This is a genomic window from Oceanobacter sp. 3_MG-2023 (assembly GCF_030688925.1).
Lineage (GTDB): Bacteria > Pseudomonadota > Gammaproteobacteria > Pseudomonadales > Oceanobacteraceae > Oceanobacter.
In genome coordinates this window covers 48654-66656 of record NZ_JAUYVX010000018.1, presented here as the reverse complement: position 1 = coordinate 66656, position 18003 = coordinate 48654, and the positions used below count along the sequence as shown (strand labels likewise).

Here is an 18003-nt window from a genome sequence, read left to right as displayed (position 1 = left end):
ACATTCAACGACGGCATTTCGCCCGTTGCAGCTGAGGAAAACTTTAAAATACTGTCCGGGATTAGTTGACCACTACATTCCCATTAGCTATCTCGAAGTACGTTTCTATTCATCTTGGGCAAATAGATAGACGCAACGCGAAAACGCCGAGAAAGTTAATTGAGAACGCTCTCTAGAGTGGGTGTCCCGAAAAGAAAGACAGCGCCTGATGGTTAAGAGCGGTGACCATACAAAGCGCTGTTTGAATCTCTGTCTATATACTCTTGGTTTTTCTAGGTGACGTCTTAGTCTTGTTGCCGTTGCTGTGCCTTGAAGGCGAGTTTTTCCTGGCGACGCTGCTCAATAATATCTTGCAGGTCGTTGCCGAGGTGATCTTCACCACGTTGTTTGGCCAGTTGCATCTGATGTTCGCGCTGGCGGAAACGTTCCCGTTGTTCGTCTGAATATTCATTAATGCAGTGATGGCAACTAACGCCTTGCAGGTAATGTTCAGATTGTTTGTCGGCTTCGGTGATCGGGCGACGGCAGGCATGGCATTGGTCGTATTCGCCTTTTTCCAGCTTGTGGTTAACGGTGACGCGATTGTCGAAGACAAAACATTCACCTTGCCACAGGGTCTCTGCTTCGGGGACTTCTTCCAGGTATTTCAGAATGCCACCTTCGAGGTGGTAGACCTCGTCAAAACCTTGCTCTTTCAGGTAGGCGGTGGATTTTTCGCAGCGGATGCCACCAGTACAGAACATGGCGACTTTTTTGTGTTTTTCCGGGTTGAGGTTTTCTTTTACGTACTGAGGGAATTCACGGAAGGTTTTGGTGTTCGGGTCTTGTGCGCCTTTGAAGGTACCTATACCAACTTCGTAGTCGTTGCGGGTATCGACAAGCAAGACCTCCGGGTCGGAAATCAGGGCATTCCAGTCTTTGGGTTGTACGTAAGTGCCTACTACACGTTTCGGGTCGATTCCTTCGATACCCATGGTGACGATTTCTTTTTTGAGTTTGACCTTGGTGCGGTAGAACGGCTGTTCGTCATCGTAGGATTCCTTATAGCCGATGTTGGCCAGGCGTGAATCCTGACGCAAGTAGGCCAACAAGCCATCAATACCCGCGCGGCTACCGGCGACGGTGCCGTTGATGCCTTCGTGGGCCAGTAGCAGGGTACCTTTGACGTCCAGCGCGAGCATGGTGTCGAGTAATGGCTGGCGTAATGCTTCAAAATCGTCAAGCGTGACGAACTTGTACATGGCGCAAACTACGATAGAGCCACTAACGGGCGTTTCACTGGCCGTGGGCGCAGGGGTTGGTGATGCGGATGATGTCATGGTGTCCTCGCTGACCGGAACGTAAAACCGGTGCGTGATGGTTTTTCGGGGCGCGGAGTATACAAAAAAAGCAGTTTTGTTTCAGCTGCTGCGGGTGGTGGTTTGGGTGGGCTGGATAGGTCAACCTGCCGGACTCTGCTAAAATGCATTGTTTATGCATGTCGTAATGATTCGACCGCTGGTTACTCAAACAGGACTTACCTTGACCAATAACGATGTATTCCGCCGTATCCGCTATACCTTTGATCTTAATGATTCCAAAATGATGGCTATTTTTGCGGCGGCGGATTGTTCCGTCACTCGGGAGCAGGTCTGTGGCTGGCTGAAAAAGGATGATGATGAAGCCGCGCTTATCGCCAGTGATACCGATCTGGCGGCATTTCTGAATGGTTTTATCAACACTCATCGTGGCAAGCGGGATGGTGCCCAGCCTGAACTGGAAACGCGTCTGACCAATAATATTATCTTGCGCAAGTTGCGTATTGCTCTGGATATGCAAGCGGAGGATATTCTGGAGACCTTGCAGGTGGCGGGCTTCCGTCTAAGCAAGCATGAACTGAGTGCGTTTTTCCGCAAGCCGGATCATAAAAATTATCGTGAGTGCAAAGACCAGATATTGCGTAACTTTCTGATGGGGATGCAGCGTCAGTTGCGACCGGAAGATATCAGCGAATATCAGCAGGATGATGACTAGCCTTTGTTCGATGTCTGGGCCTGATACCTGGGTTTAATACCTGGGTTTTCGACACCAGGGGTTCCAATACTCCGGTTTTTGATGCCAGGGTCGCTGCGCTTATAAACGCCTATCACCCGGATCGCCATCCATGGCGTGCGCTGATCGTATGATCGTGGCGTTACCTGATCCGGTCAGAATTCGCAGTTGTTGTTGTCCAGTACATAGGTTGGCAGGTCTTTTTCATCTGGAATGGGCGTGGGAGCACCGTCTTCGTCGATGGAGACAAACTTGAAGGTGGCTTCGGTTACTCTTTCCCGTTGACCGATACGACCGCGACGTACCCAGGCTTCAACGTGTATGTCCATGGATGTCCGGCCGCTGTAGGCCACTTCGGTGTAAACCCCCAGAATATCGCCAACTCTGACCGGGCGAATAAAACTCATGCTGTCTACTGCAACCGTGACAACACGTCCTTGTGCACGCTGCCCGGCGCAAATACCGGCGGCGATGTCCATTTGGGAGAGTACCCAGCCTCCGAAAATGTCGCCAGCGGGGTTGGTATCGCTCGGCATGGCGATGGTGCGAGTGGTCAACCGACCACGGGTAACCTCTTTCATGGTGTTATATTTCCTCGTTCTGAATGATCACCCCTCTGTTGCCCGGAGGGTGTTGAAGCAGTCTTGCGATACAGGTGGTAGCAACAGGTAGGGAATATACACCGAATGTCGTATTGAATTATCAGATTTTTAAATAGCTCTGATAGTCAGGTCGATTTCAGCAGGACCAGTCTTCGCGCCGAAAGAAGTGAAACCCATCGGCATCACACTGAAAACGTACCAACTCAATACCGCAGGGGGTGATTGGCTCCCAGGGTAAGGGCGGTAATTCTGATACGGTATGGCGAATGATATCGGCGGATTGTTGCTCGGCCAAAAAGCGGGAAACGGTAATGTGGCTGCCCCAGGGCATGCTCAGTTCAATGCCCGCCTGTTGGGCGCTTTCGACCAGGGCTTCTGCCAGCTGCCAGAAACCGGCGTTGGCTTTGCTGGCGGCAATCAGGGTGTTGCTGTTGTACAGCCAATCGGTGAAACCAATACACACATTGGCCAGTCGGGTTTGTGCCAGTGGTTGGCCCTGGTTCATAAACCACTGGTTTGCCTGAATCTCCAGGGCGTTGGCTTCGTTCTCTGTGCGCTGGGTCAGCTTGCTGCCTGTTGCCAGTGTGGTGTGCAAGGTGTCGGCACCATAACTCATGGCGGGAATGATCTGGCCAATACTGGCGCTGGCCTGGCTGAGCAAGCGAGTCAGGCTGTCGGGGTAACGTAATATCAGTAGTAAACCACTGTCGGCAGGAGGATTGGCACCCGTCAGTTGCAGTTCGGGCTGGGCCATGGGTTGGCGGAAAGCGTTGTAATAAATACCGCGCTGTTTCTCGGTATAAGCATCCATTTTGCTCGACATGGCATATCCTGAAAATAGGTTGGTGTTTGGCGACAGGGAAGATAAGCGTCAATCGGGCTGCTGTCGAGCCATCCGGCAAACTGACCGCACCGTCCGGCACATCGGCGCGGATTTGTCCCGCGTTGTGGCGGCCTCTCCCTGTTAGAATGCTATTTTTTGTCGGCCATCAGGTAACGGATTGCATGCTCAAACTCTACCATTCCAACGATCTGGACGTTCTGAAAGGGATTTTGTTGTCACTGATGCAACAAAATCCACCGTCTCCTTTCGAGCGTGAAGCGATTCTGGTGCAAAGCCAGGGTATGGCACATTGGCTCAAATTGAACATTGCTGATGGTCTTGGTGTCTCGGCGCAGCTGGAGTTTCCGCTGCCGTTCAGTTTTGTTTGGCAGATATTTAATCGCTTGCGGCCGGATTTGCCGGAGCGCTCCCACTTCGACAAACAATTGATGATATGGAAACTGATGCGGTTGCTGCCGGGCCTGGTGGCCGGTGCCGGAGACGATCATCCATGCAAAGCGATTGCCCATTATCTTGATGACGATGAGGCCGGTATCAAATGTTATCAGCTGGCACAAACCATTGCTGATGTGTTCGATCAATACCTGGTGTATCGGCCAGACTGGTTGTTGGCCTGGGAAGCGGGTGAAGATCAGGTAGAAGGGGCGGATGTCAGCCGTCATCCATGGCAACCGCTGGTCTGGCGGGCGCTGGTGGCTGACTGTGAGCAACAGGGTCAGAGCCTGGCGCACCGGGCACGACTGATGGAGCAACTGGCAGACCTGGTACGGCGCTACCCTGAACGGCTGGCAGGCTTGCCCAAGCGGCTGTTTGTGTTTGGTATTGCGGCGTTACCCGGCAGTTATTGGCAAGTGCTGGATGCTATTTCGAGTGAAGTGGAGGTGCATTTTTTTCTGTTGAATCCGTGCCGGAACTTTTGGGGCGATATTGTTGATGACCGGCGGCGGTTGCGGATTTTGCAGCGCCAGCCGGAATCCGCTGCGTACCTGGATCGGGGCAATCCGCTATTGGCCAGCTGGGGCCAGCTGGGGCGTGATTTTCTGACCTTGGTACACGAGACCGAGCTGGCTCTGGATGTGGAGGCCTGGGTTGACCCGGATCAGCCATCAGACACGATGGACCTGCTGCATGCGCTGCAATACGACATTCTGGAATTGCAGGATCGGCAACAAGCGGCTTTTGGTGCCGATGCCCTGCAGCACAGTCGGTTTAAACAGGTTGTACAGGCGGATGACGATAGCCTCAAGCTGGTGTCTGCTCACAGCCCGTTGCGCGAAGTACAACGGTTGCACGATCAGTTATTACACTGGTTTGCCCAGGACCCGGAGCTGAATCCTCGTGATGTGGTGGTGATGGTACCGGATATCGATGCCTATGCTGCGTATATCGATGCCGTTTTCGCCAGTGTTGAGCAAACCGACAGCGGCCATAGCCTGAGAATCCCCTGGGCCATTGCGGATCAGTCGATGCTGATGGAAAACCCGCTGATTGAAACCTTCCTGTCGTTATTGGGGCTGGCAGACAGTCGTCTGACTATTACGGAAGTACAGGATTGGCTGGATGTGGCGGCTATTCGTACCCGCTTTGGTATTGCGCGTAGCGAGCTGGAAACCATCAAGGACTGGCTGGTACGCGCGAATATTCGCTGGGGGCTGGATGGCCAGCAACGTGGTCGCCTTGGCCTGCCGGTATTTGAGCAAAACAGCTGGCGTAAGGGGCTGCGGCAACTGTTGCTGGGGTTGATGATTCCTGAGGTATTACCCGATAGTCAGTACACCCCGGGGTGGCAGGGAGACTGGCCGATTACGGCAGTGGAAGGTAACAGCGCTGAATTGCTCGGAAAGCTGTTGGGCTTTGTGGATGCGTTGGAATACTGGCAGCAGATATTGGGTGAATTACGCGATCCGGCCGACTGGCTGGTCAGCTTGCCGGCCATGCTGGAGAGCTTTTTTTGTACCGATTTCAATCGCGCTGATGGTATCAGTCTGGCAGAACAGCAGCAGCAAGCTGGCTCGTTACAGCAGGTGCGTGATGCTCTGGTGCGCTGGCAGCAAGAGCTGGAACTGAGTGCTGTGGTCTGTCCTGCGGCAGACGCCGGTACGGTGCCGGAAACACATGACGCTACGACCAGCACCCTGATGTTGTCAGGACGGGTGGTACGGGCCTGGTTTAATGAGCAATTAGGGCAACAAGGTGGCTGGCAGCGCTTTTTGGCCGGGCCGGTGAATTTCTGTACCTTGATGCCGATGCGGTCGATTCCATTCAAAGTGGTGTGTTTGCTGGGCATGAACGATGTTGATTATCCGCGTCGGGTACCTCCGGTTGGATTTGATCTGTTGGCCTCCGGTCAGCGGCGGCTGGGGGATCGCTCCCGTCGGGATGATGATCGCTATCTGTTTCTGGAAGCCGTAACGTCAGCACAGCAGCATCTGTATATCAGCTATCGCGGTCACGGCGTACGGGAAAACAACGAGCAGCAACCGTCAGTACTGGTGAGCGAGCTGGTGGATTACGTCTGTGACAGCTTCTGCCTGCAGCAAGATCAGGACAAGCCCCATGCCCAAAGCCGCGAGGCCATGTATCAATGGTTGATTGAAACCATCCCCTTGCAGCCGTTCGGAGCCGGGGTTTATATGCCACTCGGTCATGACCGCTCAGCTCCAGCCGTTATAACCAACCGGATTACCAGCTATCACCCGTTATGGGCCAAAGTGGCAGGCAGTCATCATCCTGCCTTGTTACCGCAGGAGCGTGAGGCTGTTGGTGATTTTGTCAGCCGTGTACTGCCGTTGCCAGAGGAGCTGTTACCCCAACACTCGGGTGAGCGGGTAATCATAGAACTCGCCGATATGATCAAGGCGTTGCATAACAACGCCGACTTTTTTCTTAAACGGCGCTTGCGCGCCAATCTGACACCTTACTGGCAAGATCATCCGGCAGAAGAGCCGTTTGATCTGGATAGTCTGGAACGTTATCTCTATCGCAGTGACGAGCTGGACAGCTTGCTGGGCGACAATCCAGCGGCCGATCCCTTGGTCGATGAGCAGGGAAATGCTGCTCGCCAGCGCCGCCTCGAACGTATGCAGGCGCTGGGACAATTACCGGTGAACGCGCTTGGACAACTGACGGCGCAGAAATTACAGGCCTCGGTTCGACCGCTCACCGAGGCGGTGTGTTTGATTCGGGATACTGCCATCGCGACAAGTGCCGATAGCCGTGACGCAGAGGGAATCAGCCGCCAGGCATTGGTCGCGGCGGTTGAATTAAGTGGAGACAGTCTGGCCCGGGTGCTGAAGGAAACATTGGCTGATGACCGGGTAACCGCTGGTACTGCCTTGGCCTGGCAGCTTGAAGGCGAGCTGGGTCAGTGTGCCGGCTCGGTGTTGATTCGTTATCGGCCCGGGGCGATTCGTGGCAAGCATCTGCTGGCAGCTTGGCTGGAGCTGGTCCTGGCGCGGCAGGTTCATGGGGATGCCATTACACATGCCTTGGTGTTGGGTCTGGATAGCAAGCAACAGGTTGTGCAACACCGGTTAGATGCCCCTGCGCTGCAACAGGCCAACGATATTCTGACGGCTTGCGTGGCGTTTTATTTACAGGGCTGGTGTCAGCCTCAACCATTACTGCCGGATTTGCTTTGGCAGTTGCTGCAGGTGGAAGAAGAGGCCCGGGATGACGTTGTGGCCAAGGCAACGGCGCAAGAGTTTGGTGAACTGGCAGCGGTGTCGATTGTGCGGTGTTTTCCCCAGCTGGCTGAACAGTTGGAACAGCCGGAACAACGAACCGCCTGGCTAAAGCAATTTGACTGGTTGATGAAGCCGTTGTGTGCTCATCACAGCATGGCGGAGGAAGGGTCATGACTAACCATCGTTCGATAACCACGGATGCCCCCGGTGCAGCGGCGACGTCTGCCGTAGCCGCCGCTGGTGAGCATGGGCAGGCCGGGGTCAACCCTCTGGATATATCGACCTTTCCGCTGTTGGGGCAATCACTGATCGAAGCCAGCGCAGGGACGGGGAAAACCTACACCATTGCCAGTCTTTACAGTCGTTTGCTGATTGGCCATCACACCGGTCTGGGGCAACTGAGTTGCGATCAGGTGCTGGTGGTGACCTTTACCAACGCTGCCACTGAAGAGCTACGAGGCCGTATCCGGGAGCGTATCCGTCACAATTTTGAGGATGTGGTGCGCTTGCGGGGTGGACAGCCAGTCGATGATGCGTTGTTTGGGCAATGGTTGGCACAACTGGCGTTGGACGATGAGGGGTTACAAAGGCTGGCAACCTGGCTGCAGGCGAACCTGGCGCGTATGGATGATGCCAGTATTTTTACCATTCACGGTTTTTGCCAGCGCATGCTGAAACAGTTCGCCTTTGATACCGGCGTAATGTTCAGTGCCGAGCTGGTGCTGGATGCCGACCAGTATTTACGCCAGGCCTGCGAGGATGTCTGGCGTCGTGGCCTGTACCACCAGCAGATTCTGGCGGTCGAATGGCTGTCGGCGGTGTTCCCAACCCCGGCGGATTTGATGAGTACGGTACGGCACTGGTTTGCCCGGCCGGACGCCCGTTTTATTCCATCACCAACATCGGGGCAAGTGTTGTTGCCAGAAGACTGGCAGGATGCCAGTCGCTGCTTTGAGCAGGTCGGCGAGCTTTGGCAGCAGCTGGGTGATCAGCACATTCTGGAGCTGTTGCAATCGGGTGACTTGAATGGCAATTCATACCGCAAAGGTTCGGTGCCGGGCTGGATACGGAGTATCAGCCAATATTTCAGCGGTCACTTCTCGTTTAACGTGCCGGACAAGCTGGGTCACTTTGGTACTGAGATGTTGCGTGCCAAAACCAAAAAGAATGGCACCACACCAGAACACCCGTTGTTTGATCAGATCCAGCAGCTGCTGGATACATTGCAGCCGTACCTGACACAGCTCGATCAGTTGCGATCAGTCTTGCCGGTGGTCTGGTTCGAGGAGGTCAAGGCCCGTTATATCACGCTGCTGGAGCAGGCCGGTGCGATGTCGCCGGATGATCTGTTGCGGTTACTGGATGTAGCGCTGCAAGGGCCAATGGGACAGGCGTTAGCGGAACAGATACGCAGTCTTTACCCTGTCGCCCTGATTGATGAGTTTCAGGATACCGATCCATTGCAGTATCGGATCTTTGCCACGATTTATCCGGCCGAGTCGGACAGCGCAGAGGAATCTCAGGAGTATAAAGCCCCTGTCAGCGGTAATGACAGGGCCGCGAGCAGCGGATCAACGCGCTGGGGGCTGACAGCGATCGGAGACCCCAAGCAGGCGATTTATGCCTTTCGGGGAGCGGATATTTTTACCTATATCGGAGCCCGGCGGGCGATGAAGCCAGAGCGTATTTTTACCCTGGATACCAACTGGCGCAGCCACAGCGATCTGGTGGCCGATGTGAATGATCTGTTTGCACAGCATCCGGCCCCGTTTGTATTTGATGAGGATATTCCGTTTCATCCCGTCAAGGCCGCTGGTAAGGCGGATGATCGACCGTTGCGATTGATGTTGTCTGGCGCGGCTCAATCGCAGGCTCCCTTGCAGATCTGGCTGGATGAGGTGGAAGAAAACCGTGATCAGGGGGTTTGGCGTTGTGCGCAGCAATGCGCCAGCAGTATCCGGGCGTTATTAACCGGGACGGGCCAGATTGGTGATCAGCCGGTGCTGGCCCGGGATATGGCGGTGCTGGTACGCAGCCACAAGCAGGCCCAGATCATGAAAAAAGCCTTGTCGCGGGTGGGCGTTGGTGCCGTGTTCCTGTCTCGGGATTCCGTCTTTCGCAGCCTGGAAGCCAGCGAGTTGCTGACCTGGCTGGCAGCCATTGCCGAACCGGCTAACGAGCGGGCAGTGCGTAATGCCTTGGCGACTTCGTTACAGGGCTTCAGCAGTGAACAGCTGCATCAGCTATTGATCGAAGAAGCTGCCTGGGAGCAGCAGCTGGCGCAGATTCAGGGCTACCACGACTGTTGGTTACGACGCGGGATTATGGCCAGTCTGATGCGCTGGCTGAATGATAACGACCGGGCCGTGCGGTTGCGGCAGTTAGCGGATGGCGAACGTATTTTGACCAATCTGCTGCATCTGGGTGAATTGCTGCAGCAGGCCAGTCGTCGCTTGCGGGGCCACCAGGCTTTATTACGCTGGTTTACCGAGCAGGTGCTGGACGCATCAGGCAGTGGTGACGAAGCCCAGTTACGGTTGGAAACCGACGACAACCTGGTATCGATTGTCACCATTCACAAATCCAAAGGGCTGGAGTATCCGCTGGTTTTTCTGCCTTTTCTCTGGAGTGACAGCTATACCCTGCGGCCACAAGCCCGCTCGGTACAGTATTTTGATGAGGCACAAGGGGTTGTGGTGAATCTGGCACCGGATAAAGACGCCAGAGCCATGGCTACCCGTGACAGCAAAGCGGAAATGATGCGGTTGTTGTACGTGGCGCTGACGCGGCCGGTGCAAGGCTGCTTTATTTGGTTATCGGCGGCGATGAGCCGGAAAACCAGAGTACTGGACACCTCCGCCCTGGGGGAGTTGCTGCAAACGACAGGAGTCTCGCTTGACGCGCTTTGCCATTCATCCGGGGAGGCAGTCCGGATCAGCCCCTGGCCTCATTGGCCTGACGGTGATCGCCCCTTGATCCCGGTTGCGGAGCAATTGCCCGTGGCGATGGATTTTTCCCGGCCTCTGTATCAGCGTTGGCGTGTCAGCAGCTTTACCGCGTTGAGTTATCACGCGGACGGAGGCAGGCATGACGGTGTGGGTTTGCTGGCCGATGTTGGAAATTTGCGCCTTGATGAAACCGATCATGGCAGCAGTCACGGAGAATCTGGCAGTCATGTGGGGCTGACGGCTGAGGACACGAACGGCTCAACAGGGCAGTTGACCGCTGAGTGGCGGGATAACCCGTTTATTACCTCGGCAGCCATCTCTTTTCCTCGAGGACCCCAGGCGGGTACCTGTTTGCACCGTGTGCTGGAACGGTGGGATTTTCATTCTCGTGAATCCTTGATCGAGACCATTCTGCCTACGGAGCTGGGGCATTTTGGCTTGTTACAGCAAGACGTTGATTTACCGGCCCTGGCTGACTGGCTGATGGGCGTGGTGCAGACACCCTTGGACAGCGAGAGCGGTTTGTCACTGGCAGCGCTGGAGACGGATCAACGCCTGGATGAAATGGAATTCTGTTTGCCGATCGGTGAGTTGCGCTCGGGATCGTTGAACCGTTTGTTGATTGAATCCGGCCAGGACGCTGAAGGTATCCGGCGACCACAACTGGAGTTCAGTGCGGTGACAGGGTATCTGAAAGGGTTTATCGACTTGGTGTTCTGTTATCAGGGGCGTTATTACCTGGCGGATTACAAGTCGAATTATCTGGGAGATCAGCGGCAGGATTACACTGGCGTGGCACTGCAGCAAAGTATGGTCGAGCATCATTATGATTTGCAGGCCTGGATTTATATCCTGGCACTGGACCAGTTTTTACGTCAGCGGTTACCAGACTACAGTCCACAGCAGCATCTGGGGGGAGTGTATTACCTGTTTCTGCGTGGCATGGGGGACGCTGACTCCGCGGCTGTGGCGGCCTCCGGGCCATGGCCGGGCGTGTATCTCCAGACCATCGATTGGGCACAGTTGCAGCACTGGCAACAACGCTTGCTGCGGCCAGCAGGTTCTGGGTTCGGGATTGGTGCTGATGCTGGTGTTGATGTTGATGTTGAGCCCGATGCTGGAGCAACAGATAACACTCTGCCCCGGCATCAGCCGGAATCCGCGTCGGCCAGGCAGCCAAACACAGGTACTGCGAGACAGGGAGAACTGGATTTATGAGTACGGTGATGTATGAAGCGCCAGCTGGGCATCAACCTTGGCTGGCACCGCTGCCAGTGTTGACCGTGGCCACGCCGTTGTCCCCCTTGCTGGATCGGCTGGTCCGTACCGAACGGTTGCGGGAAATTGATCACCAGCTCAGCCGACAGCTGTTGGCCTACGAAGGTGAGTGTGTACCTGTACAGGCCCAGGCCTTGTATCTGGCCTCGGCGTTGGTTTCGATTGTATTGGGTAGGGGGCAGGTGTGTTTGCCGTTACATTACGCGCCGCTGCCCGAGTTGGCTGCCAACTGGCCTGCTGCTGCCCAGTGGCATGACTGGCTACGCCGTTGTTCGGGGTGCTGGTGGTCCTGTTATGGCGATGACAGCGATGCCGACGGTGACTATCAAGGGCAACCCCTGGTGCTGGAGCAGCGCTGGGTAGACGGACAACCGGTGTTACGTTTGTATCTGGCGCGCTACTTTTTTTATCAGCGCGGACTGGAGCAGCAAATCAGGGAGCGACTGGCGTTGTCGGAGACGACAACATTACAACCGGATGTATTACGGCCAGCACTGGCGACGCTGTTTCCGCCCCGCCATGATGGGCAGAACGACTGGCAGGCAATCGCGGCAACCACTGCCTGTTTGCAGCATTTCAGTGTTATTACTGGTGGGCCAGGTACCGGTAAAACCACCACCGTCACTCGCTTGCTCAGTGCCTTGCTGACCACACAGCCTCATTTGCGTATTGCTTTGGCAGCACCGACCGGCAAGGCCGCCGCCCGCATGACCGAGTCCATTCGGGGGGCCAAGTCGCAAGGTGGTATCGCGATGGCGGAATGGATTCCGGATATCAGCTTTACCCTGCATCGTCTGCTTGGCTGGCATCCGGGGGGCTTTCGTTATGGGCCTGAGCGGCATTTACCTTACGACTGTGTGGTGGTGGATGAGTCGTCCATGATTGATCTGGCGATGATGTATCAGTTGATCAGTGCTTTGGCACCAATGGCCCGATTGATCTTGTTGGGTGATAAGGATCAGTTGGCATCGGTTGAAGCCGGGAGTGTACTGGCTGACCTGTGTGATGCCGGAGTGGAGCATTGGCCGGAGGTGTCTTTTGGTCAGCAAGTCGCCGCCTTGTGCGGCTATAACCCGGCGGTGGGCGGCTCGGATGTGACGGCCTCTGCCAGCGGAGAGGCGACGAATGGCATGGTGAATGCCGTGGTGTCGTTAAAAGTGTCCCATCGCTTTGATGCCAACAGTGGTATTGGCCAGCTGGCTGCTGCGACCAACCGGGGGGATGTGGCAGCCGCGCTGGCAGTGTTTCCCCGCTACGCGGATATTGATCTGTTGTTGCATGACTCCGAGGATTTGCCTGCGGAGGCGCCTGCATATCAGGGAATAGAGACCGCGCCCGGACAAGCATCATGGCAGCAGGTGCTGGTGGATGGTTATCGCAGTTATTGTGACGCGGTGGCGTCGGCAGACAGCGTGCACATGTTGGCAGCGCTGAATGATTTCCAGGTACTGGTCGCCACTCGACAGGGACCGTTCGGAGTGGAAAGCATGAACCTTCGTATTGAAGAATTGTTGACCCGTGCCGGACTTCTTCGGCGTAGTGCCGATAGCCTGTGGTATTCTGGCAGGCCGGTTATGGTTACCCGTAACGATTATGATCTCGGTCTGTTTAATGGCGATATTGGCGTTACTGTGACGGATGCCGCCGGTGCACTCCGGGTCGCCTTCCAAACCGCCGATGGTGGGGTACGATATTTATTACCCAGTCGTTTGCCCAGTCATGAAACTTCTTTTGCCATGACAGTCCATAAAAGCCAGGGTTCGGAGTTTGTCGCGGTGCAATTACTGTTGCCGCCCCTTTGGCAACCTGTCATTACGCGAGAGCTGGTGTATACCGCGATTACCCGGGCACGTGAGCGTTTTGTTTTATTGACGAGTCATGGCTGCTGGCGGCAGGGATTGGCCAGCCGGGTGGAGCGAGCCAGTGGCTTGCGTGATGCCCTGTGGAGTTGACGGTCAGCGCGATCTTGGGTTGTTCAATTAATTCAGGAGGCGTAATCGGGCTGCAACAGGGCTAGGGCTAATGGAATGGCCAGTTTTTTCAGTGGCTGAATCGTCAGCCGGTGTGTATCAACGATGGCAATTTTTTAGCAATAGCAGGAGGCAGCATGGCTGCGCGCAAGTCACCCAAAGACCAACCTTCATCACCTGCCGCGCCATCGCGAGGCTGGCTGTTCTGGGTCGGGCGTTCGCTCTTGCTGTTACTGGTGTTGTTGATCTTGCTGGTACCCGTCATTCGTTTTGCCGGGCCTGGACTGGCGATTGCCTGGTTACAACAATGGTATGCCGAGCAGGGTGAAGGTTATCAGCTGACGTTGAATGATTGGCAGCTGGCCCTGATTCGTGGCGAGCTGACGCTGACCGGAGTGACGTTGCAGCATCCGGGAGCCGGTGATGGGGAAACCCGCATAGATCAAGTCGCGCTGGATATTGATACCGGTCAGGTGCAAAACAAACTGATCGAGATTACCCGTTTGCAGCTCGATGGCTTGCGATTGGCGGCAACCCGTCAGGGAGATCAGCTGCTGGTTGCTGGATTATCCTTGCCTCTGACAACCTCCGGGGCGGCACCTGCCGAAGTACAGCCAACTGACAGTGAAGCCACCCCCTGGGCAGTTCGGCTGGAGCATATCAGCCTGAATGACTGGCAGCTGGGCTGGCAGCAGGATGGCTTGCAGACCCAACTGGGCATCCGTTCTGTTGATGTTCGTGGGTTCGACAGCCGTCACGATGACGATATCGAGTTAACCTTGGCCTTGTCGCTTAATACTTTATCGGCCAACCAACAATTCTTGCACAGCCTGTCGCCAGAACTGGATCTGCCCACGATGATTCCGGGCCTGGCGGCGGATACACCACAAACCCTGACGCTGGATCAGCCTGTTGTACTCTCATGGCAAGGCCGCCTGACCCACTGGCATACCCAGCCAGGGGTGCGGGGTGACCTGGTGATTGAACCCTTATCGCTGACGCTACTGGATGCGACCCGGGTTGGTTTTGAGCGCCTGACGCTGCAGGAAATCGTTGCGGATGCCGAACAACAACAGTTGGGGTTATTCCAGCTGGATGGTGTGCAGGTGCAGGAGCGAGTGGCAGACAGTACTGAGCCGGGCAGTAGTGAGCCGGATGAAAAGGCAGCTGCGGCGGTGACCTTGTTTTCCCTTGATCGTTATCAGGCGACTCAATTGGCTTTTGATGGGATTACCCTGTCGGCAGGGCAACAGCTGATCGACGGAATATGGCTGGATGGCCGTTATAACGATGGCCGTCTCGCGGGTTTGCCACTGCAGCTGTCTGATACTGATACTGCGGCGAGCAATGATGATCCTGTCGACGAGGCAGCACCGGACGCTGTGCCGGCAGCAGAAGCTCCCGCTACAAGTGTCCAGTCACACAGTGCCAGTCCGAGCCAGAGCAGCCGTCAGTTTGAAGTGCTGTTGGCTGGTATTACGGTCAGTAATGTGGATTTGCGTTGGCAGCAACCTGGTATCCAGACCCGGATAACGGCCGATAATATGACGGTAGGTCTGGTCAACAGTGCTGAAAACCTGCCTGTCGAGTTGGCCGGGGCATTACAGATAGCGGCGTTACGTCTGACTCAGCCGCAGGCCGTGACACTGAACCAACCATTGGTTGTCAGCTGGCAGGGGTCAATCAACGATTGGCGGCGTGATCCGGAATTGACCGGTGACCTGACGTTGAAACACCTTGATGTGATTGCCGGGCATCAGCCTCCCGTGGCGTTGGAGCAACTGTACCTGAAAGGCATCCGTGCGGATCGTGCTACGCAATCGTTGCAACAGCTGGTGATGAATGGATTGGTGGTACAGCTGCCTGACAGTGCCAATGCCATTGCCAAAAAACAGGGCGTTTTATTCAGCCTGGGGCGGTATGAGATACCGTCGATTCTATTTGACGGGCAGACGTTGAGTACCGGCGTACATCGCTTTGCCGATCTGCGGGCCAACCTGACCCGACTGGAAAACGGGTTGATCGCCGGGGTGCCATCAACAGAATCGGTGGCATCCAAAGCCGGTGGCGCAATGGACGCCGAGCTGTCTGACAGTGGCTCTGCAGCAGCGGCCGAGGAGGCCGGACTGATTGTTCATATTGACGGTATCACCATGGCAGATTCAAGCACAGGAGCGACCGCCGCCAGCCAGATCCAATGGTACGACCTGGCGGTGGCACCAGCTCACAAAAGTATACTGACGCTGACGGCTGTCAGTGTTGGCGAGCTGGATTCTGCCGCCTTGCTGAATGAAACGGGTAAGCCAGTACCGGTCTCGATAGCCGCCAGTCTGGATGACTACAATACGATTGAATTTACAGCAAAGGCCGGATTGCGACAAAGTTTGCCGGAAGGTTCCTTTACACTCAAGGTTCGGCAGTTGAACTTGCCTCCTTTCAGTCCGTACGTGGTACAGGCGATGGGATATAACGTTCAGAAAGGCATGATGAAACTGGACAGCAATATCAATATCGTTAATGGCCAAATGCAGGGCAAGGCGCTGCTGGTATTGCAAAACAGCCGTTTTGAACCAGAAGACCAGGATACGATTGATCGGGTCAGCAAACAGATAGCCATGCCGGTAGAAACGGCGCTGTCGGTATTAAAGGACGATAATAATAACCTGAGAATAGATGTACCGCTGTCGGGAGCTGTCAATGACCCCGATATTGGTATTCAGGATATTATTCAACAAGTCACTAAAAAAGCAGTACGCACGGCTACTTTATTTTATTTGAAGCAGGCATTTCAGCCGTATGGTGCACTGATCAGCATTGCTTCTCTGGCTGGTGATCAGCTGTTTGCCATCCGGCTTGAACCATTGACCTTTACTGAGCAAAACAGTGTTCTCAGTTCGGAACATCAGGCCTATCTCGATAAGGTAGCGACAACCATGACGAGCAAGACAGAACTGGAATTGCAGGTTTGTCCGGTGGTCAGTGAGGCAGAAGCCAAGACTCTGGGAGAAGACTGGCCAGTACTGGCGGCTGCCAGAGGAAATGCGGTCAAGGCGTATTTGTCCCAGCGCCAGGACGATAAAAAACAGTTGTTGGGAGAACGAGTGTCTGTTTGTTCTCCTGCGCGAGGGGATTTGCCCGAGGTTGCGTTGGGATTCTGATCGCAGCCAGACAAAACTTGACAGTTTAAATCGTGCAGAAGAAGCAAAACGCATATTTTGCTCTCGACACCCTGAAGCAAGCGGATTACTTTATTCGTTCTTGTTAATAGTGAGATTAATATCAAGTTCTGATTGTCGGTCAGTGATATTATAAACGCTTCTATGAAGCACCACAGGAAGGCGCAATAATATTGCACCAAGTTGGATCCAGAAGAGGTTGCTAATGTACTCTGAAACTGATTCCCGTTCCCCAAAGGCTGCTCAGATTAGCGACACGCTGAAGCAGTTTATTAACCAGTCATCATCTCGTGGGTCAGCCAAGGCAGCTGCCGTTATGACCCGAGAAGGCATGATGATGGGTGCCGCCCTCGATAAGGATACCAATGAGGATATTTTTGCCGCAATGAATGCATCGCTGTTGATGCTGGCTCAGAAGGCAACGGACGAAATGAGTATTGGAGACTTCCGCCAAATGGTGGTTCTGGGAAGTGCAGGCATTATGCATCTGACCGAACTGGGTGATGGCGTAGTACTGGCAGTAGCGACCGGCGCAGGTTCTAACCTGGGTCGTGTGATGCTGGATACGCGGCAGATTTCTGTGCGCTTGCGTAGCTGCCTGGATAGTCCCACTTCGGTTCAATATGCATCCTAGGCAGTATGGAGATCATTTATGAGTGCAGTGATAGAACAACGGGCGCAACCAGCCGACCTGGAAGAAAGTGTTTACCGGCTGGTAAAGAAAGCAGTGCAGTTTGGAAAGAACGTTCAGATCCTTTTCCATACTGATGACTACCTGTGCTCTACTGATCGCTATCTGGTTATTTTGGGTGAGTCAGGTAAATTCCTGATTCATAACATCGAGTTTGATGAAGTGCTAACGGCTTCACAGGATGATTACCGTGCGCGTGGTTTGAAATCCGTGGCACTCACCACTCAGGTGGAAGAGAACGGTCGTGATATCCGTGAATTCTATTGGCAGGCGGCGTTTCAGGCGTCGGGTGGTCGATTGCTGGATGGTTGCCGTGAGGACGATGTGATTCAACTGCGTCAGTGGCCGAACTTCACCCGTTTGTATACCAGTCCGAATATCTACCGGATTTCATCCTTGCTCAGCGCACGTCCTACCACTCTGGATGTGGCTGCCAAGCTATTGTCGGTATCCAAGGAAGAGCTGTATCAGTTTTATAGCGCGGCACTGTATAGCGGTTACGCTGAAGTACTGAATCGCGCTGTAGTGTCTGAAATTGAGCTCAAGCCACATCCTTATGTCAGGATCGTAAAAATGCTGCTGGGCCGCTTTGGTGGCCATCCAGCCTGATTACTGTCTGACGGCCAAGCCCGAAAAACAGAGAATGACATATAAAAAAACCGGTTCTGTCACCAGAACCGGTTTTTTTATGTGTGTCGATCACAGGGTCATCAACAGCAGTAACAGAAGCAAAACTTCCGGTTATCCGCTCAAGTGAGCTGATAACCGGAGTCATGA

At 54.6% G+C, this 18003-nt stretch carries 10 protein-coding genes; 7 read left to right on the top strand and 3 right to left on the bottom strand.

Going from position 1 to position 18003, the window contains the following annotated elements; all coding sequences use genetic code 11:
* Positions 1 to 284 precede the first annotated feature (284 nt).
* On the bottom strand, positions 285 to 1241 hold the full coding sequence (locus Q8W32_RS15435; RefSeq protein WP_370693335.1) for a rhodanese-related sulfurtransferase: 957 nt from the start codon (positions 1239 to 1241) through the stop codon (positions 285 to 287).
* 280 nt (positions 1242 to 1521) lie between these two features.
* Between Q8W32_RS15435 and Q8W32_RS15430 the strand changes: the two genes are divergently transcribed.
* A complete protein-coding gene (locus Q8W32_RS15430) occupies positions 1522 to 2013 on the top strand; it encodes a DUF1456 family protein (RefSeq protein WP_303434778.1) in 492 nt (163 codons plus the stop codon).
* A gap of 173 nt (positions 2014 to 2186) precedes the next feature.
* Here Q8W32_RS15430 and Q8W32_RS15425 read toward each other — a convergent pair whose 3' ends face one another.
* Entirely contained in the window at positions 2187 to 2612 is a 426-nt protein-coding gene (locus tag Q8W32_RS15425) for an acyl-CoA thioesterase (RefSeq protein WP_303434779.1), read from the bottom strand.
* Positions 2613 to 2769: 157 nt separating this feature from the next.
* Positions 2770 to 3456, bottom strand: a complete 687-nt coding sequence (locus Q8W32_RS15420; RefSeq protein WP_305415558.1) for a hypothetical protein — start codon at positions 3454 to 3456, stop codon at positions 2770 to 2772.
* A 182-nt stretch (positions 3457 to 3638) separates the two neighbouring features.
* On the opposite strand from Q8W32_RS15420, the gene recC reads away from it, so the two are divergent.
* From recC to Q8W32_RS15390, 6 genes are all read left to right on the top strand, one after another.
* Positions 3639 to 7337, top strand: a complete 3699-nt coding sequence (gene recC, locus Q8W32_RS15415; protein WP_305415557.1) for an exodeoxyribonuclease V subunit gamma — start codon at positions 3639 to 3641, stop codon at positions 7335 to 7337.
* Positions 7334 to 11329, top strand: coding sequence for an exodeoxyribonuclease V subunit beta (gene recB, locus Q8W32_RS15410; protein WP_305415556.1), 3996 nt, complete (start codon positions 7334 to 7336; stop codon positions 11327 to 11329). Before recC ends, recB begins: the two co-directional genes overlap by 4 nt.
* Positions 11326 to 13341, top strand: a complete 2016-nt coding sequence (recD, locus tag Q8W32_RS15405) for an exodeoxyribonuclease V subunit alpha (RefSeq protein WP_305415555.1) — start codon at positions 11326 to 11328, stop codon at positions 13339 to 13341. The genes recB and recD overlap by 4 nt, the downstream gene beginning before the upstream one ends.
* A 155-nt stretch (positions 13342 to 13496) precedes the next feature.
* On the top strand, positions 13497 to 16517 hold the full coding sequence (locus Q8W32_RS15400; protein ID WP_305415554.1) for a DUF748 domain-containing protein: 3021 nt from the start codon (positions 13497 to 13499) through the stop codon (positions 16515 to 16517).
* A 223-nt stretch (positions 16518 to 16740) separates the two neighbouring features.
* Positions 16741 to 17169 carry a roadblock/LC7 domain-containing protein gene (locus Q8W32_RS15395; protein ID WP_303434786.1) on the top strand — a complete coding sequence of 143 codons (429 nt, stop codon included), beginning with the start codon at positions 16741 to 16743 and terminating at the stop codon, positions 17167 to 17169.
* A gap of 18 nt (positions 17170 to 17187) precedes the next feature.
* Positions 17188 to 17835, top strand: a complete 648-nt coding sequence (locus Q8W32_RS15390; protein WP_303434787.1) for a hypothetical protein — start codon at positions 17188 to 17190, stop codon at positions 17833 to 17835.
* Positions 17836 to 18003 lie beyond the last annotated feature (168 nt).

Bases quoted from the DNA above. Each gene is read 5' to 3' on its own strand.
- Q8W32_RS15390 (WP_303434787.1), top strand. From the start codon at position 17,188: ATGAGTGCAGTGATAGAACAACGGGCGCAACCAGCCGACCTGGAAGAA.
- Q8W32_RS15435 (WP_370693335.1), bottom strand. From the start codon at position 1,241: ATGTACAAGTTCGTCACGCTTGACGATTTTGAAGCATTACGCCAGCCA.
- Q8W32_RS15420 (WP_305415558.1), bottom strand. From the start codon at position 3,456: ATGTCGAGCAAAATGGATGCTTATACCGAGAAACAGCGCGGTATTTAT.
- Q8W32_RS15425 (WP_303434779.1), bottom strand. From the start codon at position 2,612: ATGAAAGAGGTTACCCGTGGTCGGTTGACCACTCGCACCATCGCCATG.
- recD (WP_305415555.1), top strand. From the start codon at position 11,326: ATGAGTACGGTGATGTATGAAGCGCCAGCTGGGCATCAACCTTGGCTG.
- Q8W32_RS15400 (WP_305415554.1), top strand. From the start codon at position 13,497: ATGGCTGCGCGCAAGTCACCCAAAGACCAACCTTCATCACCTGCCGCG.
- Q8W32_RS15395 (WP_303434786.1), top strand. From the start codon at position 16,741: ATGTACTCTGAAACTGATTCCCGTTCCCCAAAGGCTGCTCAGATTAGC.
- recB (WP_305415556.1), top strand. From the start codon at position 7,334: ATGACTAACCATCGTTCGATAACCACGGATGCCCCCGGTGCAGCGGCG.
- recC (WP_305415557.1), top strand. From the start codon at position 3,639: ATGCTCAAACTCTACCATTCCAACGATCTGGACGTTCTGAAAGGGATT.